Origin of the sequence: Marinobacter sp. DUT-1 (genome assembly GCF_050379415.1) — a bacterium.
In the GTDB taxonomy this organism is placed as follows: domain Bacteria; phylum Pseudomonadota; class Gammaproteobacteria; order Pseudomonadales; family Oleiphilaceae; genus Marinobacter.
Map to the genome: position 1 here is coordinate 1,153,602 of NZ_JBNRLS010000001.1, position 21,755 is coordinate 1,175,356.

The following is a 21,755-nucleotide window of genomic DNA, read 5'->3' on the forward strand; positions in this document are numbered from 1 at the left end:
ATGGCGCATACGCACGACAACCTGTCACCCGCCGAAGGCATCTGGTCAATGCGCCGCCTTCCGGATATGGATGCGGCGCAGTTCCACCAGTGGCAGACCCTGCTGGAGCACCGCACCGGGATAACCCTGTCGGCCGATCGGCGCTCGTTCCTGGAGACCAATATCGGAATCCGGATGCGGGAGATCGGCTGCAGCAGCTACCAGGCCTATTACGAGAAGATCGTATCCGGCCCGGACGCCGTGGTGGAGTGGGCGATCCTGGTGGACCGGCTGACCGTTCAGGAAACCCGGTTCTTCCGGGATCCCGACGCCTTCCGGATGGTGTCCGATTATGTCCTGACGCGACCGCGTGAGCAGCTGAGAAAGCGTGCTCTGGAGGCCTGGAGCGTCGGATGCTCCACCGGCGAGGAGCCGTATACGCTGGCGATGGTACTGAATGAGTGCATGAACCAGCTGGCAATACAGCCCCTGTTCGGGGTCACCGGTTCCGACATCAGTAAGCCCGCCATCGACAAGGCTGGCAGGGGCCAGTTCAGCGCCCGGAAATTACTGGGCATGGACGAAGTGCTCAAGGACCGGTATTTCCGCCCCGCCGAGCGGAATACGGTCGAAATCGTAAAGAGCATCCGCGATCGGGTGTGTTTCACCAGGCTCAATGTTCTGGATCTGGACACCGCACCCATGCACGGAATGAACATCATCTTCTGCCAGAATCTGCTGATCTATTTCCGCCGCTGGCGCCGGCGGGAGATCGTGAAGCGGTTAGCAGAAAGACTGGCACCGGGGGGATTACTGGTGCTCGGCCAGGGAGAGTTGACCGACTGGCAACCACCCGGCCTTCAGCGGGTACCCTCGGAACATGTTCTGGCGTGGATCAAACGCCAGGCCGACGAAGAATAACCGGAGTGGTTATGGGCAATCACCATGACAGCATCGCCCTCGACTGGGTTCGGGGAGAAATACAGGACACGCTGACCCAAGGCCAGCATGCACTGGAAGCGTATGTCGAGAATCGTGACGACACCGCGCGCCTGCGCTTCTGCCTGAATTATCTCCATCAGGTGCATGGCACCCTGCAGATGGTGGAACTCTATGGTGCGGCACTGCTCACCGAAGAGATGGAAAAGCTCACCCAGGCGATCCTCAACGAGTCCGTCAGCAATGTGGACGAGGCGGTTGATATCCTGATGCAGGCCATCCTGCAGCTGCCCCAGTATCTGGAGCACCTGACCAGCAGCGAAGATGATTTCCCGATGGTGCTGCTGCCGATGCTGAACGATCTCCGGGCAGCCCGGGGCGAAGCCCTTCTTTCCGATACCTCGCTGTTCAAGCCGGATCTCAGCCGGGCGCAGATGAGTGTCAGCGGTACCACATCCCGGCGCCTTCAGGATCCGAAAGTCCTCGGCCATATCCGAAAGCTCCGGCAGATGTACCAGTTCGCCCTGGCGGGCGTGGTCCGCGAGGAAGATCTGGATGCCCAGTTCAGTTACCTGCAGAAGGTCATCCAACGGCTTGCCCGCCTGTGCCAGAACACACCGCGCGGCGAACTGTGGAAAGCCGCCAGTGCTTTCGTGGAAACCCTCCAGGCCCATGCGAACCCGGTCAACGCAGCCGTTAAGTCCCTGTTGCGGGAACTGGATGCCGAAATCCGTCTGCTCACCGACGGCCAGGGCAATGTCCTGCAGCAACAGGCCCCGGAAGCGCTGTTCAAGCACCTGCTCTACTATGTGGCCCGTGCCCGGGACCTGGACACGCCGCAGGTCCAGGCTCTGCGTAATGACTACAAGCTCAACATGGCATTGCCATCGGACGATGACGTCGATGCCGCCCGTACCCGGGTATCGGGGCCGGGCCGTGAGGCGATCCACTCGGTGGTCAGCGCACTGAATGAAGAGCTGGCCAAGCTCAAGGACCAGCTCGATCTGTTCGTGCGCTCCGAGCTGCGCCAGAACAGCGAACTGGACGATCTGTTGCCCGGCCTGCGCCAGGTAGCCAACACCCTCGCCGTGCTCGGCCTGGGTATTCCCCGCAAGGTGGTGACCGAGCAGATCGAGCTGGTGGAAAAACTCAGCGACCAGATGGAACTGGTGGACGACGGCACCCTGATGGATATAGCCGGCGCTCTGCTGTACGTCGAGGCCAGCCTGGCCGGCCTCGACACCGACCGTCAGGTCGAGGCCCAGGACCAGGCGCGTCCCGGCGACGCGATCAACCTGGGCTCCCGTGAACTGGGTGAGGCCAGCTCTGCCCTGTTGCGGGAGTCGCGCAACACCCTTGAGCAGGTCAAGTCTGCCATCGTGAACTTTATCGCGTCCCAATGGGATACCCGTGAGATTGAGCACGTCCCGGAATTGCTGCACAGCATTCGCGGCGGTCTGGCGCTGATTCCTCTCGATCGCGTGGCGGACATGCTTGAATCCGCCGAGCGTTACATCACCGATGTTCTTCTCGGTGGCAAACAGGTGCCGGACTGGAAACAGCTGGACACCCTGGCCGACGCCGTCACCAGTATCGAGTACTACCTGGAACGGCTGGCCGAGGGTATCAGCGAAAACGATGCTGTACTGCAGGTCGCCGAAGACAGCCTGGCTTCTCTCGGATTCCCGGTCGGTGCCGAGCCCACCTGGAATGCCCCGGAAGCGGAGCCGGAAGTGCCGGCAGAGGTGGAGAGCCCTGCCGGGGAGTCGGTCGCCGCGCCGGAGGAAGCCAAGCAATCCGATGACGATCTGCTGGACGACGAAATCCTGGAGATCTTCGTTGAGGAAGCCGGGGAGGTCCTGGAGACCATCCACGATTTCTATCCGCGTCTGCGCCAGAACCACGACGACCGTGAAGCCCTGACCGAAGTCCGTCGGGCCTTCCACACCCTCAAGGGCAGTGGCCGCATGGTGGGCGCCACCAGTATCGGCGAACTGGCCTGGTCGGTGGAAAATCTGCTCAACCGGGTTATCGATCAGACCATCAAACCGACCGACGATCTGTTCACCCTGGTGGATGAGGTCAATGCCCGGATTCCGACCCTGATCCAGGAATTCCGGAAAGGTGAGGCGGACGGCCAGGTCGATACCCTCATCCAGCGTGCCGAAGCCATGGCCGATACCCGGCGCACTGATGCCGAGCAACCAGCGGCAACCCAGGCCCCTGAGTCCGCCGAAGCCCCGGTCACCGACGCAACTCCAGCACAAACGGAAGCCGTTCCTGCTCCCGAAGCGCCGGCCGGAGGCGACGATGACGACCTGATCGATGATGAAATCCTCGAGATCTTCGTCGAAGAGGCCGGTGAGGTCCTGGATACCATCCGTGAGTACCTGCCGATGCTGCTGCGACAGCACGATGACCGCAGCGCGCTCACGGAAGTCCGCCGCGCCTTCCACACCCTCAAGGGCAGCGGCCGTATGGTTGGCGCCAATATGGTCGGTGAGCTGGCCTGGTCCGTGGAAAACATGCTCAATCGCGCCATCGACGGCTCGATTCTGATGAACGACGACATTGCCGCCCTGCTGCAAGATGTCACCGAGGCACTGCCGCCGCTGATCGAAGACTTCGAAAAACGCCGTGCGCCCTCGACGGACACCTCGGTTCTGGAGGCCCGTGCCAACACCCTTGCCAACGGCGAGATCCCCGACACCGGTGCCATGCCGGCCGGCACAGAGGCCGCCGAAACGGAACATGAAACCGCCGCCGAAACCGATGAAGCCGACGACAGCGGTGTGGACCCGGTCCTGCTCGACATTTTCGAGAGCGAAACCGAAACCCACCTGCAAACCCTCAAGGACTACCTTGGTGCGATCGGCGACAAGACCACCGTCACCTATACCGACGACCTGTCCAGGGCCCTGCATACCCTGAAGGGCAGTGCCCATACCGCCGGTATTACGCCCATTGCCGAGGTCATCACCCCGCTTGAGCGCTTTGTAAAAGAAGCCCGCGCCCAGAACAAGCGGGCTGATCGGGAAGTGATCGCGCTGATTGAGCAGGCCTGCGATTTCCTGACCCGGGGTCTGGCCCAGATTCGGCAGAACCCGCAAGCACCACTGGCGGGCACCGACGAATTCCTCGAAAGGCTTGAGAGCATCAGCCGCTCCACCCTCCGAGCCACTGCCGAGGACGACACCTGGGAGCCGACCCGACAGGCCGAATCACAACTCGTGCGCCTGTTCCTGAACGAGGGCCTGGATATTGTCCTCGACGCCGAACAGATCCTTGACCAGTGGGCAGCCGATCCGACCGAAACCGTCGCGCTGGCGCAGCTCCGGAACGAACTGGAACAACTGACCGAGGGAGCGGCCGATGCCGGTCTCACCGATGTCTCGGCGCTTGCCGGGGCCCTGAAGAACGCCTATGTGGCGGTCGCCGACGACCATCAGGCGCCGGATGAGCATTTCTTCACCACTGTCCGTGCCGGTCATGAGCAACTGATCGACATGATGGATCAGGTCGCTGCCGGCCTTGCCACCGGCTCCGATCCCGAGCTGCTGGCCCGTATCGAGACATTGGCCGAAGGCGTGAGCGAGCCGGTCGATACAGCCGGCATCGATGCATCCGATACACCGGAGACCTTCGAGCAACAGTTCAGCGACGAGCTCGAAGAGATTGACCTGAGCTTCGACACCGATAGTCCGGACGAGCCGGAGGCTGGTCCCGAGGGGCATACCGAAACCGATCAGCTACCGCTTCCGGAAACTGACGAATCGGACGACGAGCTCGATCAGGAGCTGGCCGAGATCTTCCTGGAAGAGGCCCGCGATCTGATTGACAGCACCGCTGAAGCGCTGCAGAACTGGAGTGAAAATAACAGCAACCTGGACATCCTCAGGTTGCTGCAGCGGGATCTGCATACTCTCAAGGGCGGCGCCCGCCTGGCCGATATCCCTGCGGTAGGTAACCTGTCCCATGAACTGGAAACCCTGTTCGAGGGCCTGACCGAGCAGCGGCTGTCCATCAATGACCAGCTGTCCGACCTACTGTTCCGCAGTCATGATCGGCTCGCCGGCATGGTTGAGGCCCTGGAGAACAGTGAGACACCAAGGCCGGCCCCGGATCTCATTGCCGAGATCCAGGATTATATGGGCAGCGCCACCGGTTCAAGGCCGGTTACCGATGTAGCCGCTCCCGAACCGGAGCAAGAACCCGAACAAGCCACGGCACCAACGCAGGACGCCGCGGAAGAAACTACCCGCGAACCGGCGGAAGAGGCTCCGACAGACCTTTCCCATCTGGATCCGGAGCTGGTGGGCATCTTCCTCGAAGAGGCCTATGACCTGATCAACTCCACCGGCAGTGCTCTGCACACCTGGAGCGAAAACCCCTCCGACACGTCGGTGGCCGCCGAACTGCAGCGCGATGTACATACCCTGAAAGGGGGTGCCCGCATGGCCGGCGTCAACGCCATCGGCGACCTCACTCATGTGCTTGAGGATCTGTTCGAAAAAGTTGCCGAGGGCCGGTTGGCTGCGTCCGAGGAAATGACGGACCTGCTGTTTGCCTGCCATGACCGTCTGGCCCAGATGGTTGAGCAGGTCGCGACCCAGAAACCCTGCCCGCCAGCAACCGACCTGGTAGCCCAGGTGGAGTCGGTCATCCGCGGTGAAACCCCGGCCACCCCGGCGCCGGAAGTCTCCGGGGAGCAGACCGGCCCTGGCGCCGAATCCGGTCTGGAGGAGCACCTGGAGACGGCCTCCGACAACGACCTGATCGGCATCTTCCTCGACGAGGGTCTGGAAATACACGCGGCCATCGATGAATGCCTGGCCCAGTGGAAGGATGAACCGGAGGAACTGTCCGGGGTGACCCAGCTCCAGCAGGAGCTCCATACCCTGAAGGGCGGTGCCCGACTTTCAGATGTCGACCCCATTGCCGAGCTGGCCGAAGCCTGGGCCGAGGCGCTGGATCCCCTGATTGGCGGCGCCAACAACCAGCATGCCCTGCTGGAATTGAGTGAACAAGCCAATACCAGCCTGAAAACCATGCTGGCCGCCCTGGAAGAAGGCAATAAACCCGAAACCAGGCATGATCTGGTCGAGGCTTTCCGGTCCGCCGGAATGGATGGGGCAGCCGACACGTCCGGCGCTGAGGCATCCGCAACGGCCACAACTGACTCTGTGGATCCGGAAGTACTGGAGATCTTCCTGGAAGAAGCCGGCGAGATCATGGACCAGCTCGAGCAAGTGCTCGAGAACTGGCGGAAAGACCCCGGCAATCACGATTTCAACCAGGAAGCCCAGCGGGCGCTGCATACCCTCAAGGGTGGTGCACGTCTGGCCCAGCTGACCGAACTTGGCGACAAGGCCCATGCCTTCGAGACCCGGTTGATCGACCTGGGTGGCAACGCTCCGGACGACGCCCAGTGGCAGACCATCACCGCCGATCACGATGCGATCATTGCCCTGGTCGGCGAGGTTCGCCGTCGCTTCGAAGGCGGTGCAGTTGAACCGGAGGGACCTTCCGCGCCCGAGGCCGGTCCTGCCCAGGCCGAGGAAACCCCGGCCGCCGGACCTGAGCCCGAGGCTGAGGCCGCGCCAGCTCCGGCACTAAAACCGGAAAAAGCGCCGGCCAAAGCGCCATCTCAACCGCGGAAAAAAGCCCCGGAAGTACAGCGGGTTCAGGAAACTATCCGGGTTTCGGCACCGTTGCTGGACGAGCTGGTTAACCTGGCCGGTGAGACCAGTATCACCCGTGGCCGACTGGAGCAGCAGACCAGTGACTTCGGCCACACTCTGGATGAAATGGCCGCCACCATCGAGCGTCTGCGGGAACAGCTACGCCGGATGGAGATCGAGACCGAAGCCCAGATCCTGTTCCGAGCCGAACAGGAGCACGGACCGGACTATGGCGAGGACTTCGATCCTCTGGAGATGGACCGCTATTCCGCCATCCAGCAGCTGTCACGGGCCCTGACCGAATCCTCCTCGGACCTCGCGGACCTCCGGGAAACCATGGCTGACCGGGTCAGGGACACCGAAACACTGTTGGTCCAGCAGTCCCGGATCAATACGGAACTCCAGGAAGGTCTGATGAAGACCCGGATGATTCCGTTTGCCTCCATGGTGCCCCGCCTGCGCCGGATCGTCCGCCAGATCAGTGGCGAGCTGGGCAAGAAGGTGGACTTCGATGTCCGTAACGCGGAAGGGGAGATGGACCGCAACATCCTGGAGCGCATGGTCGCGCCCCTGGAACACATGCTGCGCAACGCACTCGACCACGGCATCGAAGCTCCGGAAGACCGCAGGAATGCCGGCAAGCCCGAAATCGGAGAAGTGACCCTGTCCCTGACCCGGGAAGGGGGCGACGTGGTGCTGCGGATGATTGACGACGGCAAGGGCATTCCCTCCCGGGTCATCCGCGACAAGGCTATCCGCCAGGGATTGCTGCGGGCCGATGAAGACCTGTCAGAACGGGAAGTCCTGCAGTTCATTCTGCAACCGGGCTTCTCCACCGCCGAGCAGGTCACCCAGATTTCCGGCCGCGGTGTCGGCATGGATGTGGTGGCCAGCGAGATCAAACAGCTTGGCGGCAGCCTTGATATCGATTCCACTGTCGGTCGGGGCACCACCTTCACCGTGCGCCTGCCGTTCACGGTATCCGTGAACCGCGCCCTGATGGTAACGACCGGTGAAGACTTCTACGCCATCCCGCTGAACACCATCGAAGGTATCGTGCGGGTCAGTACCTACGAGCTGGAGGAATACTACAAGCCGGATGCGCCGATGTACGAGTATGCCGGCCAGCAGTACCGTCTGCAGTACCTGGGCAGCTTGCTCAACAGTGACCACCAGCCCAAACTCCAGGGCCAGGCACTGCCACTGCCGGTGATCCTGGTGCGTGGTGCCGAACAGCCCATGGCCCTGCAGGTGGACAGCCTGATGGGCAGCCGGGAAATCGTGGTCAAATCCCTCGGTCCCCAGTTCAGCTCGGTTCGAGGGGTCTCCGGTGCGACCATCCTCGGTGACGGTAACGTGGTGGTGATCCTCGATCTCCCGGCCATGCTGCGTTCGGATATCCTGTCCGACCGCCAGCGTCTGGCAAACCTGGAGAAGGCGCGGGAAGCCGCCCGCTACGAAGAGCAGATCACCACCGTCATGGTGGTGGACGACTCGGTCACCGTGCGGAAGGTTACCTCCCGTCTGCTCGAACGCAACGGCATGGAAGTACTCACCGCCAAAGACGGCCTGGATGCGGTTGCCCAGCTGCAGGATCACAAACCGGACATCATCCTGCTCGATATCGAGATGCCGAGAATGGACGGCTTCGAAGTGGCCAGCTTCATTCGCCACGACGACAACCTGCGGGAAACGCCGATCTGTATGATCACTTCCCGGACGGGGGAGAAACACCGCGAGCGCGCCCTGGCAATCGGCGTCAACGAGTACCTCGGCAAACCGTTCCAGGAAACCGAGCTGCTTGAGACCATCAAGCGGCTGACCGGAACCGAGTAATGGCCGGCCAGGGAGGCCGGCCCCGGGTCGGAATCGTGTCCGATGTGGTCCTGCAGCGACACCGGCTGCAGGCCGCAACGGCCAAGTTCGGACTCGAGATCTCCTTCTGTGGAGATCCCCAGCGGTTGGAATACCAGCCGCAGTTTCCCGAGGCGGATCTTTGGCTGATCACGCTGGAAGACGAGGCCGACCACCCTGCGCTGTTCGATCTGTTGCTGGACAATACCGAGGCTCCGGTCCTGTTTGGACTGGATCAGGCCCCGAAGCCCGGCAGCACCGATTATTTCCGCTGGGAGCGTCGGCTTCTGGGAAAACTGGAAAAGCAACTTGGCCATCTGGAGGAGCTGGACTCGGAGACGACGCTCGAAAAGCTCGAAGACGAGCCAGCGGTACCACAGAGCAAGCCCGAACTGCCCCACTGGATCAAGCCTGCAGCCCCCGATTCCATTGCCGAAGAGGTCTGGATTCTGGGTGCTTCCCTGGGCGGGCCGGCAGCGGTAAAAACCTTTCTCGATCACCTGCCGCAGGGACTGCCCGCGGGGTTTATCTATGCCCAGCATATCGACGACAATTTCACCGGGGTGCTGACCCGAGTCCTGGGCCGTGATGCCTACTACCGGCTCAAACCGGCACAGGAAGGCTACCGGGTCCGCAACGGAGATGTGGTGCTGATGCCGGTCGAACACGAGTGGCGGCTGGACAGTAACGGCGCGCTGACCGAAGTGAACAAACCCTGGCCTGGGCCGTACGGCCCGTCCATCGACCAGGTACTGCTCAATGTGGCTGACCATTACCGGGCCCGCTGCCATGCTATCCTCTTTTCCGGCATGGGCAACGATGGCGCCCTGGCCGCGCCCATCCTCAAAGCCTTTGGCAGCCGGATCTGGGTCCAGGAAAGCAGCAGTTGCGGCAACAGTTCCATGCCGGATTCCGTGGCCGCCACCGGCTGCGCCAGCTTTACCGGCACTCCCGAGCAATTGGCCCGGGAACTGATCAAAACCATTGAAAAATCCTGCCTGCTCAGAGGCCGGCAGAAACGCGATTCCGCCTGAGGACAGAAACGATGCCAGAAAACCGTCAAACCCTCCCCTGCGTCATGATCCCGATGACCGGTCGGCAATTGTTACTGCCCAACGTTTCCATTGCCGAAGTTGTGGACTATGCCAGTGAAGAAGCCGGTTCCAACACCCCGGATTGGCTGGTCGGTTATCTCGACTGGCGAGGCCTGGAGTTGCCGGTGATTTCCTACGATGCCGCCAACGGCGGCAGCCTGATGGTGCCGGGCGACAACCGGGGCCGGATTGTGGTGCTGAACACCATTGGCGAACATCACAATGAAGTACCGTTCATGGCGCTGGTCACCCAGGGGATTCCGAGCCAGGCTCGCCTGACTGAAGCGGAAGTTAACCAGCTTGAAGGCGACACTGGCCCGGCAGACCTGATGAAGGTCGAAGTGGAGAGCGAGGAGGCGTGGATTCCCAACCTGGAATACCTGGAATCCCTGGCACGCTCAGCCCGCCGCTAGCTTCCCACTCCCGCCCGATCATGGCAGGGAACCCTGGAAATGTTATAATGTATCAAACTTTCCAGGATTCCCGTCATGGCAAGCCAAGCACTTCCCTATCGCCCCCATAACCATCAGGCCTGCGTCAGCCAGGCACTGGCTGATGCCCGGGCCATCTGCCGGGCCCGTAACGCGCGCCTGACGCCAACCCGGGAGAGGGTCCTGGAACTGATCTGGCAATCCCACAAGCCCCTCGGGGCTTATGACGTTCTGGCGGAACTGACCGCCGAAGGCCAGAATGCGGCACCACCGACGGTTTACCGGGCCCTGGATTTCCTCCAGCAACATGGACTGGTGCACCGGATTGCCTCTCTCAATGCTTTCATCGGCTGTGCCCACGCCGGGGAGAACCACACCGGCATGTTCCTGATCTGCCGGAGCTGCGGCAATGTCCTGGAACTTACAGCCCCCGTCGTCTCCGGAGCAATCGAGGGCGCCGCCAAAGCCGAGAACTTCAAGGCCGAGGAGGTGACCCTGGAGATCGCCGGCCTGTGCCCGAGGTGCCAGTCGGAGGCCCGCCATGACTGATCCCCTGGTGACTCTGGACAACCTCACGGTCCGGTTCGATGACCGTCCCGCCGTGGACCGGGTCAACCTGAGTGTCCATCGCGGCGACATCATCACCATTATCGGCCCCAACGGCGCCGGCAAGACCACCCTGATCAAGGCGCTGCTGGGCCTCCAGCCAATCACCGGAGGCAAGGTGCAACGGGCGCCAGGTCTGGTGATCGGCTATGTGCCCCAAAACCTTCAGATGGAAGGCACCCTGCCCTTGAGCGTCAAGCGTTTCATGGCCCTGAGTGGCCGCAATCGCACCGAATGCCGGAACGCCCTGGCACGGACCGGTATTGAACATCTGATCAACGCCTCGGTCCATCATCTGTCCGGTGGTGAAAAACAACGATTGCTACTGGCCCGGGCGCTGGCCCGGAAACCGGACTTGCTGGTACTGGACGAGCCGGCCCAGGGTGTGGACATCAACGGCCAGGCGGCGCTCTATGAACTGATCCGGGAGCTTCGCGATGAACTCAGGTGCGGCGTCATCATGATCTCCCATGACCTGCATCTGGTCATGGCTGCCACCGACAAGGTCATCTGCCTGAACCAGCATGTCTGCTGCAGCGGCTTTCCCGCCGATATTTCCCAGGACCCGGCCTTCATCGAAACCTTCGGCCGATCGGTGGCCGAATCGGTGGCGGTGTACCATCACCACCACAACCACCGCCACAACCTGCACGGAGACGTCGTCCTCGGCCATCCATCCTCAGCCGATAGCCACGGAGACAGCTGCAACCATGCCCATCATTGACAGCGTCCTCAACGACTTCTTCTGGCGCGCCCTGATCGGTGGCCTGGGCGTCGCCCTGATCGCTGGTCCCCTCGGCTGCTTCGTGGTGTGGCGGCGCATGGCCTATTTCGGGGACACCCTGGCCCACTCCGCACTGTTGGGCATTGCCCTGAGTTTCCTGATCAGCGTGCCACTGAATGTCGGTGTCATCATCACCTGCGTGGTCATCGCCCTGGTTCTGGTGGCCTTCTCGAGAACCCGAGCCCTGGCCACCGATACGCTGCTCGGGATCCTCGCCCACAGTGCCCTGGCCATTGGTCTGGTCACCCTGAGCTTCATGCCGGATGTGCGGGTCGATCTGACCGGGTTGCTGTTCGGCGACCTGCTGGCCATGAGCCGGGATGACCTGTTTTGGATCTATGGCGGGGCCGTGGTCATACTCGTGCTGCTGGTTACTCTGTGGCGAGGCCTGCTGATGAGCACCATTCATGAGGAGCTGGCCCGGGTGGAAGGTTTCCCGGTGGAGCGGCTGCGGCTGGTCTTGATGCTTATGTTTTCGCTGGTCATCGCCGTGGCCATGAAAATCGTCGGCGTGCTGCTGATTACCGCTCTGCTGATCATCCCAGCCGCCTCGGCACGGCGGCTGGCCCGCACACCAGAGCACATGGTGGGGCTGGCCATGGTTTTTGGCTTTGTCGCCGTCGGTGGGGGCCTCGCGCTGTCCTGGCACCTGGACACGCCAGCCGGTCCTTCGGTGGTGGTGACCGCTTTTCTGGCCTTCCTGGTGACCTATAGCACTACGGCGAGAACCGCGACCTGATTCTTCCCATGCCCCTCGGGCTGGTCTATGGTGTAACCATCGACGCAGCTTTGGATCGGGAGCCACCGGCTGCTCCCGGGGAGACTGACGCATGGAGAGCCGTTCTGCCCCTGGCACCGGGCCATTGTTCTGGCCCGCGCTCTGGATTCCTCTCGTTATCCTGGTCACCGGGCTGATCACCACCGCCCTGACCGCAAATCTGAAAGCCGACCAGGCACGGGAGCTGGCTGACGCGCGCTACCGTGCCCAGCACCAGGCCATCGTCAATCAGTTGCTGGCCAATGCGCCGACCTACCTGGACAGCGACACCCCGCCGGCGAGCTGGCTCCCCGTCATTCTCGGGGACACGCTACCGGACCAGCTGGGGTTGCGCATCGACACGCTGCAACGGCACAGCAAGATTCCCATCTTGCAGCTACAGGCTGAAGGTCAACTGGATCCCACCCTTGCCCTGCGCACCGAGGTCCAACCCGGCAATTACCACTGGATGCTGACCACGGTGCCCACGTCGGCGCTGCTGGGGAAGGCCGCAAATCAGGCCCGGACCCGTACCTGGATGGTCGGCCTTGCATTGACCCTGGTCGCTGCCGGGTTAGCGCTCATGCTCTGCCGGCGCCTGCATGACCTGCAACGGCGAATCCTGGAACTGGAACGGAGGGAACAGGGGGCCGATCAGCAAATCAACAACCTGCAGGTGGAAAAGACCATTTTGCGCCAGGCGCTCAACGACAGCGAGGAACGCAGTCGCGATCTGGTCACTCTGTCCGGGGCCCTGATTGCCGAACTCGACGACCATGGCGTAATCGGCTTTATCTCGGCGCAAAGCGCCTCCCTGCTGGAACAGGCGCCAGCGGATCTGACCGGCCAGCCGTTTCAAGATCTGGTGACGCCGCCCTTCCGGGACAACTTTCAACGCACCCTGGAGGCGACGCGCCACGACAACCAGGCACAACGGATTGACCTGGATCTTCTGGTCAGGAACCGGGATGCACCTTTGCCCGTGGCCGTGCGCATCAGGGCGCTCAAGGACCCGGTCCACGGTCTGATGGGGTACCGCCTGAGCGCGACACCCACAGGCAAGACCAGCGACTAGTCCAGCGTCTTGTGGGTGCCGTCACACACCGGTGGCGAGCCGGTCCGTTTACAACCGCAGAACCAGATCCACTCGGTTTTCTCGGCGGTATATGTCACCGGTGTGAATCCGGTTCCCTTGTGGGACCCGTCGCAAAAGGGCTGGTTGTCACTGTGTCCGCAGGCGCACCAGACATAGTTCTTGCCGCCTTCGACCTGCACGGCGTAGGGGCTTTTCTTTGCAATCCTGGGTTCCTGGTCCGGCATGGATCCTCCCTTTTTACCGACTCTGTCGGTTCAGTATAGCCAACACTATTACAACGGTTTGATCACATCTGCCAGGCGGCCTGACTCGACCAGCTCCAGGAATTCATCCCCCAGCCGGTCACTCTCGGCAATCGCCTTGCGCCAGGAACGCTCCCGGCCGGCATCGTCACCCACGTACTTCTCGAAATCCTTGCGGTCCGGGAGCTTCCGGTCCGGAAGCGTCTGCAGGTACTCGGCAGAGGGGGCCACCAGCAGCACATCCTGCAAGCGGTTGGCATCGCCCCGGCGCCAGGGCAGCGACTTGTCGAACCACCCGGGCACCACCTTGTCGGTAAAGTGCGGGTACAGGATCACACCCGGCTGCTGGTAAGGCAGATCCAGGTGGTAATCCAGCAAACCGCCATCACGGTAGACACCTTCCGGTGCACCGGGAATATTACGCACCCCGGACATCACCAGCGGGATGGATGCCGAGGCCAGCAGGGCCGGCAGCAGGTTGTCACTGGTCAGGGCCACCTCGTGGCTTGGGAAGTCCACCAGTTTGGATACCGGCGTTTTCAGGCGGGCATCGTGAATGATGCCCCGTTCCATGAAGCGGCCCAGATGTCGGCGGCTGACCATGTTGGCACTGATGGCATTCATCAGCCCCAGTCCGAGCCGGCCCCGGGTGTCGTGCTCCAGCAGACCCAGGCTCCGCACCACGACAATATTCAGTCGATACCAGGGGTGGTTCAGGATGTACTCCTGCCGGCCACCAAGCAGTTCCTCCAGGAACTGGATGCTCTTGCGGGTCACCTCCGCCGCACTCACGCCCTTGGCAAAGCGCTGGGAAGTGTAGAGATCCGCCAGGCGTGCCAGCTGCGCTTTGGGGTCGTCCGAGGAGGCCAGCGCGGCAAAACGCCAGCTGCCAATAGAGGAGCCAATCAGGGCCCGCTCCTGCGGTGCCCCGGGCAGCCAGTCCCCGAAGATCGCCTGGTCCAGTCCGCTGATGCCGAGCGCTTTCGGACCGCCGGCGGCACCGGGTATTACATGGACATCTTCTGGCGCCAACGGTTTGTCTTTGAGCCGTTGAAGGGCTCGGCGACCGGCCCGGACAGTCAGGGCCGGAACTCGGGTATGGATGGCGGTCATGGCAGACTCCCTGTTTCAGTGCCGGGGAGTGTATCGAAAGGCATGAGTAGCGGCCAACTGAACAAAACTAATGGTGGCCATAAACCGCGCTTTCTGCTTCATTAATAAGCAGAGATCGAGAGCGGACCTGCATGCTTTCACGGAATGTAAGCTTGGAACACCACCGGGAGAAGGTTTTGAACATCACGCCGTCCGACAGTTCGCTGGCACCAACCCCGACCCTTGCGGTTCTCGGGTTCAAGCGCCAGTTGGTGTATCACCTTCACTTCTGGGCATTCATAGCCGTGGCTCCGCTGGTGCTGGTGCAGTGGAAGCAGGACCACCGTGTGCTGTCCGGGTTGCTTTTCCTGTTCTGCCTCAATGCGCTGCTCGTGATTGCCTTCCTGCGCCTGAGGGGCAGCTATTTTCTGAAAGGGAGGCTGTTCCCGCTGCTGGCCGTGATCTGTGCCGCCTACTCCACCAGCATAAATGGCCATGCCGGTCTGTACTGGGCCTATCCTGCGGCCACCGCGCTGTTTTTTCTGTTGCCATTGAATGAGGCCGTTGTCAGCAACATGGTCTTTGTCGCAACCATGGCCGTGGTGTCATTCCTGAAATTTCCGGAGGCAGATTTCTGGCGTATTACCTTCTCTCTCGGACTGACCTGCCTGTTTGCCGGGATTTTCGCCTGGCTCGTAGGTAAGCTCCAGCAGGAACTCACCCGTTTGGCAACTACGGATCCCCTGACCGGGTGCCTGAATCGGTCCCAGCTCTCCGATGTGCTGAACAGTCAGATACAGATGCGGGAGCGCTATGACCGGATATCGAGCCTGGTCCTGCTCGATCTGGACTACTTCAAGAGCATCAACGACCAATGGGGACACCTGGCCGGCGACAAGGTCCTCAAGGAAATGGCGTTGCGGTTGCGCAAACGATTACGGGAAAACGACAAACTGTTCCGGATCGGCGGCGAGGAATTCATGATCGTGCTGCCAGAGACCGGCGAGCCGGATGCCAATACCCTGGCCCACCAGCTGCTTGCCGGCATCAGCGGCAAACCGTTTCTCGACAATATCAAGCTGAGCGCCAGCGCCAGCGTGGCGGAAGTCAGCCGGGGCGAAACCTGGTCCGTGTGGCTGAACCGGGCCGATCAGGCACTTTATGAAGCGAAGTCCCGCGGACGTAACCAGGTGATCAATGCCGGCCGACCGGAGCCCGCCAGTACCCCTGAACCCGACAACGGAATTCCGGACCCCGTTACCGGCTAATCGCTAGCCACCTGCTTGCGGAAATCCCGGTATGCGGTGAACGCGTCCCAGGGGCTTTCAAAGTGGGGATAATGGCCAACATTGCGCAGGCTGACCACATCCGGCTCCCGGATCAGCTCGCGGTAACGCCTGGCCATGGCGACACCGGAGACCGGATCTGCGGTGCCGGAGATCAGCCGCATGGGCTGGCGGGCCGACTGGAGCGCACCCACCCACCGGTTCCGGTGACAGCGACGCTCTTCCATGAACTGGATCAGATGGTGCAGGATGCCGCGGCCGTTGTTGTAGGTCAGCAGGTGCCAGAAATCCTCAAGGTCCTGGCGATCCGGCGGATTCTGGGGGCCAAACAGTCGCCGGAAGTTGTACTCGAAGGCGCGACGGGTGAGGCCACGGCTGATCAGGCCACCCAGAGGACTGCGCAACACCCGCTGGATCAGCAACGGGTTGTGGACCTCCGGGAAAAGTGCGCCATTGAGGAAACAGACCGAACCGATCCGGAAATGCAGTCGCTCCTCCTGATCCCGGGCCAGCAACTCCTGGACCACGCTGCAACCGTAATCGTGGGCAAAAAGGTGCACCGAGCCCAGCCCCAACCCCTCAAGCCAGCCCTGAACCAGATCCGCCTGATCTTCGATACTGTAATGGTAACCGGTGGGTTTGTCGGAAAAGCCAAAACCCAGCATGTCCAGCACCAGTACCGAGTGTTGCTGGACCAGCATCGGCCAGATCCTGCTCCAGTCCCAACTGGCGGTGGGAAACCCGTGCAGGAGCACCAACGGCTCGCCCTGACCGGCCATCCGGCTGAAAATGGCGTGGCCGCCGTAGCTGAACCACTTGCCTCCCTGCTGCCATCCCTCGAGACTCTCCGCCTCGCGCACCTGGGCACCTGCCCCGGTTCCGGCTATCACGTGATCCATGGGTCGTCCCCGACATGTGACTGAATGCCTGAAACTTTAAAGCAAAGAACCGGAACCCGCCATAGGCTGCACGTGCCTGTCGGCATGGCATTCCGACAAAGTGGTCTTTTCTCCCGCCAGCTGCGTAAAGCGTAGAGATGAGGGGCGAATTGCCTTAAGCTTTGGCCCTTGAAAGTGACAGCCAACCGGAAACGATTATGAGCAAACTCCTTGACGACCTCGCGGGCCACTACCGTGCCATCATTGACGGACTCGGCGAAGACCCCGACCGCGAAGGTCTGCAGGACACCCCCATGCGCGCGGCCAAGGCCATGCAGTTCCTGACCCGAGGCTACCAGCAGGATCTCGGCGACCTGGTCAACAATGCCGTATTTGAATCGGCCATGGACGAAATGGTGGTGGTCCAGGATATCGAGCTGTACAGCATGTGTGAACACCACATGCTGCCATTCATCGGCAAGTGCCACATTGCCTACCTGCCCCAGGGAAAGGTATTGGGCCTGTCGAAGTTCGCACGCATCGTCGACATGTATGCCCGTCGTCTGCAGATCCAGGAAAACCTGACCCGGCAGATCGCCGAGGCTATCGAGAGTGTCACCCACGCCAAGGGTGTTGCCGTGGTGATCGAGGCGCAGCACATGTGCATGATGATGCGCGGCGTGGAAAAACAGAACTCCCGCATGAAAACCTCGATGATGCTGGGGCAGTTCCGGAAATCCCAGGCGACCCGTACAGAGTTCCTCAACCTGATCGGCAACAACCGCTGAGCCCCCACCGGGTAAGGAAGACCGTATGACAGACGTTATCGGCAATAAACAGGCCCGGGTGCGTATCAAGAACCTGTTGCTGCGCGCCTATATTGGCATCAAGGAAGAAGAGATCAACAACCAGCAGGACGTGGTAATCAACGTTGAGCTGACTTACGATGCCGGTGATGCCATTCACCAGAACGAGATTGAGGCGGCGCTGAATTATCGCACCATCACCAAACAGATCATCGCTCATGTGGATGGCAACCGGTTTGCGCTGCTGGAACGTCTGACCCATGAAGTGCTGAGCATTGTCATGGAGCACGAGGCGGTACAATGGGCGCAGGTGGAAATCGACAAGCCCCACGCGTTACGCTATGCCGAATCCGTGTCTGTGTGCCTTGAGGCGCACCGTTAATCCGTATCAGAGAAGCTTCCATGCCCAGCAATTCCCCGGAACAGATCCGCTCCATCCTGGAAAACGTGCACACCATTGCCTTGGTGGGCGCCAGCGAAAAGACCAACCGGCCTTCCCATGAGGTCATGGAATTTCTCCAGCACCAGGGCTACCGGGTGATCCCGGTCAATCCCCGGTTGGCCGGCAAGACTCTTTTGGGCGAGACCGTATTTCCAGACCTGAAGTCCGTCCCGCAGACGGTGGACATGGCAGACCTGTTCCTGGCCCCCGAACGTACCGATGCAGTCATCGACCAGGCAATCGAGTTGAAAATTCCCGTGGTATGGATGCAGATCGGCGTCATCAACCAGCCGGGTGCGGCCCGGGCCGAGGACGCCGGTCTTACGGTGGTGATGGACCGCTGCCCGAAACAGGACATCCCGCGCCTGGGCATCACCAAAAGCCATTGAGGGGCGATAATGGCCCCCTCTAATAACACTCTCGCCCGCGCCCTGCTGAGCCCTGTTTTCCCGGCGCTCATCCTGCTGGCGTTCCTGGCCCTGGCGGCCGGGTTGCGCTATGGAATGATTCAGCAGGACAACCACCAGATCCGGGCCAACCTGGCCAACGAAGCGGTCGCCATGGTGGACCACCTTGAGCGGGAGTTCACCATCCACGCCCAGGCCATCAACCGGATGGCTGCCCGGCTTCAGGTCGAACCAGAAACCACCGAGGCCGCCTGGCGCGCTGATGCCCGCCACTATCTCAACGATTTCGGGGTCTACCAGGCCATCGAATGGATTGACCGGGATTTCATCATACGCTGGCTCGAGCCGGTTTCCGGCAACCAAAGTGTTGTGGGTTACAACGTCGCCTTCTCCGACCGCCGTCGCCAGGCCCTGGAGACGGCGCGTACCACCGGCCAGTATGACATTTCCGGGATCATCGACCTGAAACAGGGTGGTAAGGGCATGGTGATCTACGCGCCGGTGGGCTCCGGCGCCAACAACAACGGCTTCATTGCCGGCGTCTTCCAGATCGAGACCCTGGTCCAGCAACTTCTGACCAGCCGGGTGCTGCAGTCATTCCAGGTGGGCATCCGGGACAAGGGTGTGCTCAGCTACCAGCTGAACAGGCTGGCGGAGACCAGCGGAACTTTCGCCCATACCGAAACGGTCGACCTGCCGACCCTGGATTGGACTCTGACCATCAGGCCCACCAGCATCTGGGTGGCGAGCCAGCGCAGCGACTGGCCATGGCGGACCTTCACCGCTGTCCTGTTCATGGGCCTGCTGACCAGTCTGACCACCCTGATGGCCCAGCTGATTCTCAAGCGCAACCGGGCACTGCTGAAAACCCGCCGGGAACTGGAGCAGGAGATTGACCAGCGCAAGGAGATCCAGGAGGACCTGGCTCGCCTGGAATCCACCGATACCCTGACCGGGCTGGCCAACCGCCGGTTCTTCATGGAGGACCTGACTCACTCGCTGGGCATTGCCGGGCGCCAGAACCGGCAGGTTGCGCTAATCATGCTGGACCTGGACCGGTTCCAGATGCTCAACGACTCCCTTGGCCACCAGTTCGGTGACGAGCTCCTGGTCAGGGTTGCCGAGCGGCTGAACCAGCTGAGCGATGAGCGGATCCTGGTGGCCTATTCCGGGGGCGACGAGTTCATGTTCTGCCAGCAGCAGGTGGAGAATATCGATGACGTCATCCATCTGCTCGGGCACATCAAGCATTGCTTCGAAGCGCCCTTCGAGGTCCACGGCGAAGGCCACCGGATTACTGCCACCATGGGCGTGGCGATCTACCCCCAGAGCGGGCAGGATGCCGATACCCTGTTACGCAATGCCGATGTCGCCCTCTACCGTGCCAAGGAGCAGGGTCGCAATTCCTACCAGTTCTATACCGAGGGCATGCAGGAACGGGAAGTCACCCGCCTGGAGCTGGACAAGGATCTGGACAAGGCGCTGGCCAACAATGAGTTCGTACTGCATTTCCAGCCACAGATCGATCTGGAAACCGGCGAGATCAACAGTGTCGAGGCGCTGATCCGCTGGCAACACCCACGCCGCGGCCTGTTGTCACCGGTGGAGTTCATTCCCCTGGCGGAGGAAAGCGGGCGCATCACGGAGATCGGCCGCTGGGTGGTGGCGGCCGCGTGTCGCCAGCTCGCCGCGTGGAAAGGCACGTCCTGCGAGGACCTGCGTATTGCCATCAACCTGTCCGGGCGGGAACTGGACGATGAGCACCTGGTGGATGACATCCGCGAGACCCTGGAAGCCGAGCACGTACCCGCCAATCATCTGGAAGTGGAGCTGACGGAAGAGATCTTCATTCAGAATATTGAGCATAACCGCAATCAGCTGGGCCGGCTCCACGAGCTTGGCGTCAATCTTGCCATTGATGATTTCGGTGTGGGCTATTCCTCCCTGGGCTACCTGCGGGACTTCCCGGTGGATCTGCTGAAGATCGACCGGTCGTTCATTACTTCGGTGACCGAGCGCCACGATGACTCGGTGATTACCCGGGCGGTGATCAATCTGGCCCACAACCTGGGCATCCGGGTGATTGCCGAGGGCGTGGAGACCGAGGAACAGCTGGATTTCCTCAGGCAGCACGGTTGTAACCTGGTCCAGGGCTACCTGATCAGCCGACCGATTCCTGCCGCAGAGCTGGAGAGAGCCCTTGAGGCGGGGCTTTTGAATCTCGGCACTCCGGAGAGCACCGGATTGTAATGGCCGGTCGTTATCCCCATGATGTCTGGAACAATTCTATGGCGTGTGTTTTATGGCAGCGAAGTATCTGACTCCCGATCAGGATGCGCAAATCCGGCGGTGGGAGCGCTGGAACCGCAATTACTTCATTTTTGCGTTTGTGGCGCTGACGGTGGTTCTGGTGTTCAGTAGCCAGTTGGGGCTGTCCAGTGGCGAAAATTGGGGCTCACTGGGGGTTCTGATTGCGGCCCTGATCGCACCGATCATCATGCTCCAGCTGCGGCTGCGGTGCCCGGCCTGTGGCCACAAGATCGGCTGGCAGGCGAAGCTGATGGCGCCGGATCAGTGCAAGACCTGCGGAACCTTCCTGCGCGCCAAGGGGCGCTGACCTCTCCTTCCTCAAAAAAACCTTTGACCTGTGAGTTGCTCACAGGTTTTAGCCTATATTTATGATTTGATTCTGGAGCATGCCGCGCCGGGTGTGGTGCCTGTTCCGAAAACCGCTGCGAGTACCCCTCCGGGGTCCAGCCAGCAATCATAGATTACTGTCGTGCGGCCGTCGCATGAAGCTTTGCTTCATAAGCGCTCTGCCTCACCCATGTACGCTTGCTCTCCGCCATCCCTGGCTCCGAGCATTTTCGGAACAGGCACCACACCCACCGCTCCGCAAGCTTCAAGGATCAACGCTCCCGACCCAAACGCAGAGTGACTGAGCCGATGAAAGTCAAAGAGATCGCCCAGGCCGCCGGTGTGAATCCCGACACCGTCCGCTTCTATACCCGGGAGGGGCTGCTCAATCCGGCCCGCAACCCGGACAACAACTACCAGCAATACGATGCCGATGACCTGCGCCGGCTGCGGTTTGCCCGCAAGGCACGCCAACTGGGGTTTTCGCTGCCGGAGATCCGGTCGATCCTGAATCAGGCCGATGATCACCATTCGCCTTGCCCGATGGTGCGAGAGGTATTCGAGAAGCGGCTGGCTGAGGTCGAGCGGGAGATTGCCGAGTTGCAGCAGCTGCGGGAGCGGATGAAGAGTGCCCTCGGGATCTGGCGGGAAATGCCGGATGGAACGCCGGACGGTCATACGATCTGTCGGCTGATCGAGCATTGGGATGATATGGCTCTCGCCACCAGCGGGGAGGAGTAAACA

General features: G+C 61.4%; 18 protein-coding genes. 15 read left to right on the forward strand and 3 right to left on the reverse strand.

Annotated elements, in window-relative coordinates:
- From ACQUTG_RS05305 to ACQUTG_RS05340, 8 genes are all read left to right on the forward strand, one after another.
- On the forward strand, positions 1 to 900 hold the full coding sequence (locus tag ACQUTG_RS05305) for a CheR family methyltransferase (protein WP_428918375.1): 900 nt from the start codon (positions 1 to 3) through the stop codon (positions 898 to 900).
- An 11-nt stretch (positions 901 to 911) separates the two neighbouring features.
- Positions 912 to 8,435, forward strand: coding sequence for an Hpt domain-containing protein (locus ACQUTG_RS05310; RefSeq protein WP_428918376.1), 7,524 nt, complete (start codon positions 912 to 914; stop codon positions 8,433 to 8,435).
- Positions 8,435 to 9,487, forward strand: a complete 1,053-nt coding sequence (locus tag ACQUTG_RS05315; protein WP_428918377.1) for a chemotaxis protein CheB — start codon at positions 8,435 to 8,437, stop codon at positions 9,485 to 9,487. The genes ACQUTG_RS05310 and ACQUTG_RS05315 overlap by 1 nt, the downstream gene beginning before the upstream one ends.
- An 11-nt stretch (positions 9,488 to 9,498) precedes the next feature.
- On the forward strand, positions 9,499 to 9,960 hold the full coding sequence (locus tag ACQUTG_RS05320; RefSeq protein WP_428918378.1) for a chemotaxis protein CheW: 462 nt from the start codon (positions 9,499 to 9,501) through the stop codon (positions 9,958 to 9,960).
- 75 nt (positions 9,961 to 10,035) lie between these two features.
- A complete protein-coding gene (locus tag ACQUTG_RS05325; protein ID WP_428918379.1) occupies positions 10,036 to 10,527 on the forward strand; it encodes a Fur family transcriptional regulator in 492 nt (163 codons plus the stop codon).
- Positions 10,520 to 11,308 carry a zinc ABC transporter ATP-binding protein ZnuC gene (gene znuC, locus ACQUTG_RS05330; protein WP_428918380.1) on the forward strand — a complete coding sequence of 263 codons (789 nt, stop codon included), beginning with the start codon at positions 10,520 to 10,522 and terminating at the stop codon, positions 11,306 to 11,308. The genes ACQUTG_RS05325 and znuC overlap by 8 nt, the downstream gene beginning before the upstream one ends.
- The gene (locus ACQUTG_RS05335) at positions 11,295 to 12,107 is read left to right on the forward strand and encodes an iron chelate uptake ABC transporter family permease subunit (protein ID WP_428918381.1); all 813 of its coding nucleotides are present in this window, start codon (positions 11,295 to 11,297) and stop codon (positions 12,105 to 12,107) included. The genes znuC and ACQUTG_RS05335 overlap by 14 nt, the downstream gene beginning before the upstream one ends.
- A 91-nt stretch (positions 12,108 to 12,198) precedes the next feature.
- Positions 12,199 to 13,200, forward strand: coding sequence for a PAS domain-containing protein (locus ACQUTG_RS05340; RefSeq protein ID WP_428918382.1), 1,002 nt, complete (start codon positions 12,199 to 12,201; stop codon positions 13,198 to 13,200).
- Here the strand turns inward: ACQUTG_RS05340 and ACQUTG_RS05345 are convergent.
- Together ACQUTG_RS05345 and ACQUTG_RS05350 are read right to left on the reverse strand one after the other, a co-directional pair.
- Complete coding sequence (locus ACQUTG_RS05345) at positions 13,197 to 13,445, reverse strand: CDGSH iron-sulfur domain-containing protein (protein WP_428918383.1); 249 nt, start codon at positions 13,443 to 13,445, stop codon at positions 13,197 to 13,199. The genes ACQUTG_RS05340 and ACQUTG_RS05345 overlap by 4 nt on opposite strands.
- Positions 13,446 to 13,493: 48 nt before the next feature.
- The gene (locus ACQUTG_RS05350; protein WP_428918384.1) at positions 13,494 to 14,576 is read right to left on the reverse strand and encodes a patatin-like phospholipase family protein; all 1,083 of its coding nucleotides are present in this window, start codon (positions 14,574 to 14,576) and stop codon (positions 13,494 to 13,496) included.
- 176 nt (positions 14,577 to 14,752) lie between these two features.
- Between ACQUTG_RS05350 and ACQUTG_RS05355 the strand changes: the two genes are divergently transcribed.
- Positions 14,753 to 15,823 carry a GGDEF domain-containing protein gene (locus ACQUTG_RS05355; RefSeq protein WP_428918385.1) on the forward strand — a complete coding sequence of 357 codons (1,071 nt, stop codon included), beginning with the start codon at positions 14,753 to 14,755 and terminating at the stop codon, positions 15,821 to 15,823.
- Here ACQUTG_RS05355 and ACQUTG_RS05360 read toward each other — a convergent pair.
- Complete coding sequence (locus ACQUTG_RS05360) at positions 15,820 to 16,740, reverse strand: alpha/beta fold hydrolase (RefSeq protein ID WP_428918386.1); 921 nt, start codon at positions 16,738 to 16,740, stop codon at positions 15,820 to 15,822. The genes ACQUTG_RS05355 and ACQUTG_RS05360 overlap by 4 nt on opposite strands.
- Positions 16,741 to 16,937: 197 nt before the next feature.
- Between ACQUTG_RS05360 and folE the strand changes: the two genes are divergently transcribed.
- The 6 genes from folE (at position 16,938) to ACQUTG_RS05390 (ending at position 21,752) form a co-directional block, all read left to right on the forward strand.
- Positions 16,938 to 17,507, forward strand: coding sequence for a GTP cyclohydrolase I FolE (folE, locus tag ACQUTG_RS05365; RefSeq protein ID WP_343813472.1), 570 nt, complete (start codon positions 16,938 to 16,940; stop codon positions 17,505 to 17,507).
- Between the two features lie 25 nt (positions 17,508 to 17,532).
- On the forward strand, positions 17,533 to 17,907 hold the full coding sequence (folX, locus tag ACQUTG_RS05370) for a dihydroneopterin triphosphate 2'-epimerase (RefSeq protein WP_343813469.1): 375 nt from the start codon (positions 17,533 to 17,535) through the stop codon (positions 17,905 to 17,907).
- 20 nt (positions 17,908 to 17,927) lie between these two features.
- Positions 17,928 to 18,356, forward strand: a complete 429-nt coding sequence (locus ACQUTG_RS05375; protein WP_428918387.1) for a CoA-binding protein — start codon at positions 17,928 to 17,930, stop codon at positions 18,354 to 18,356.
- A 9-nt stretch (positions 18,357 to 18,365) separates the two neighbouring features.
- Entirely contained in the window at positions 18,366 to 20,624 is a 2,259-nt protein-coding gene (locus ACQUTG_RS05380) for a putative bifunctional diguanylate cyclase/phosphodiesterase (RefSeq protein WP_428918388.1), read from the forward strand.
- 52 nt (positions 20,625 to 20,676) lie between these two features.
- On the forward strand, positions 20,677 to 20,991 hold the full coding sequence (locus ACQUTG_RS05385) for a hypothetical protein (protein ID WP_428918389.1): 315 nt from the start codon (positions 20,677 to 20,679) through the stop codon (positions 20,989 to 20,991).
- A 329-nt stretch (positions 20,992 to 21,320) separates the two neighbouring features.
- Positions 21,321 to 21,752, forward strand: a complete 432-nt coding sequence (locus ACQUTG_RS05390) for a MerR family transcriptional regulator (RefSeq protein ID WP_428918390.1) — start codon at positions 21,321 to 21,323, stop codon at positions 21,750 to 21,752.
- Positions 21,753 to 21,755: the final 3 nt, after the last annotated feature.

Excerpts from the sequence above, each read along its gene's own strand:
- ACQUTG_RS05305 (WP_428918375.1), top strand. The coding sequence starts at position 1 with ATGGCGCATACGCACGACAACCTGTCACCCGCCGAAGGCATCTGGTCA.
- ACQUTG_RS05310 (WP_428918376.1), top strand. The coding sequence starts at position 912 with ATGGGCAATCACCATGACAGCATCGCCCTCGACTGGGTTCGGGGAGAA.
- ACQUTG_RS05315 (WP_428918377.1), top strand. The coding sequence starts at position 8,435 with ATGGCCGGCCAGGGAGGCCGGCCCCGGGTCGGAATCGTGTCCGATGTG.
- ACQUTG_RS05320 (WP_428918378.1), top strand. The coding sequence starts at position 9,499 with ATGCCAGAAAACCGTCAAACCCTCCCCTGCGTCATGATCCCGATGACC.
- ACQUTG_RS05325 (WP_428918379.1), top strand. The coding sequence starts at position 10,036 with ATGGCAAGCCAAGCACTTCCCTATCGCCCCCATAACCATCAGGCCTGC.
- znuC (WP_428918380.1), top strand. The coding sequence starts at position 10,520 with ATGACTGATCCCCTGGTGACTCTGGACAACCTCACGGTCCGGTTCGAT.
- ACQUTG_RS05335 (WP_428918381.1), top strand. The coding sequence starts at position 11,295 with ATGCCCATCATTGACAGCGTCCTCAACGACTTCTTCTGGCGCGCCCTG.
- ACQUTG_RS05340 (WP_428918382.1), top strand. The coding sequence starts at position 12,199 with ATGGAGAGCCGTTCTGCCCCTGGCACCGGGCCATTGTTCTGGCCCGCG.
- ACQUTG_RS05345 (WP_428918383.1), bottom strand. The coding sequence starts at position 13,445 with ATGCCGGACCAGGAACCCAGGATTGCAAAGAAAAGCCCCTACGCCGTG.
- ACQUTG_RS05350 (WP_428918384.1), bottom strand. The coding sequence starts at position 14,576 with ATGACCGCCATCCATACCCGAGTTCCGGCCCTGACTGTCCGGGCCGGT.
- ACQUTG_RS05360 (WP_428918386.1), bottom strand. The coding sequence starts at position 16,740 with ATGGATCACGTGATAGCCGGAACCGGGGCAGGTGCCCAGGTGCGCGAG.
- folE (WP_343813472.1), top strand. The coding sequence starts at position 16,938 with ATGAGCAAACTCCTTGACGACCTCGCGGGCCACTACCGTGCCATCATT.
- folX (WP_343813469.1), top strand. The coding sequence starts at position 17,533 with ATGACAGACGTTATCGGCAATAAACAGGCCCGGGTGCGTATCAAGAAC.
- ACQUTG_RS05375 (WP_428918387.1), top strand. The coding sequence starts at position 17,928 with ATGCCCAGCAATTCCCCGGAACAGATCCGCTCCATCCTGGAAAACGTG.
- ACQUTG_RS05380 (WP_428918388.1), top strand. The coding sequence starts at position 18,366 with ATGGCCCCCTCTAATAACACTCTCGCCCGCGCCCTGCTGAGCCCTGTT.
- ACQUTG_RS05385 (WP_428918389.1), top strand. The coding sequence starts at position 20,677 with ATGGCAGCGAAGTATCTGACTCCCGATCAGGATGCGCAAATCCGGCGG.
- ACQUTG_RS05390 (WP_428918390.1), top strand. The coding sequence starts at position 21,321 with ATGAAAGTCAAAGAGATCGCCCAGGCCGCCGGTGTGAATCCCGACACC.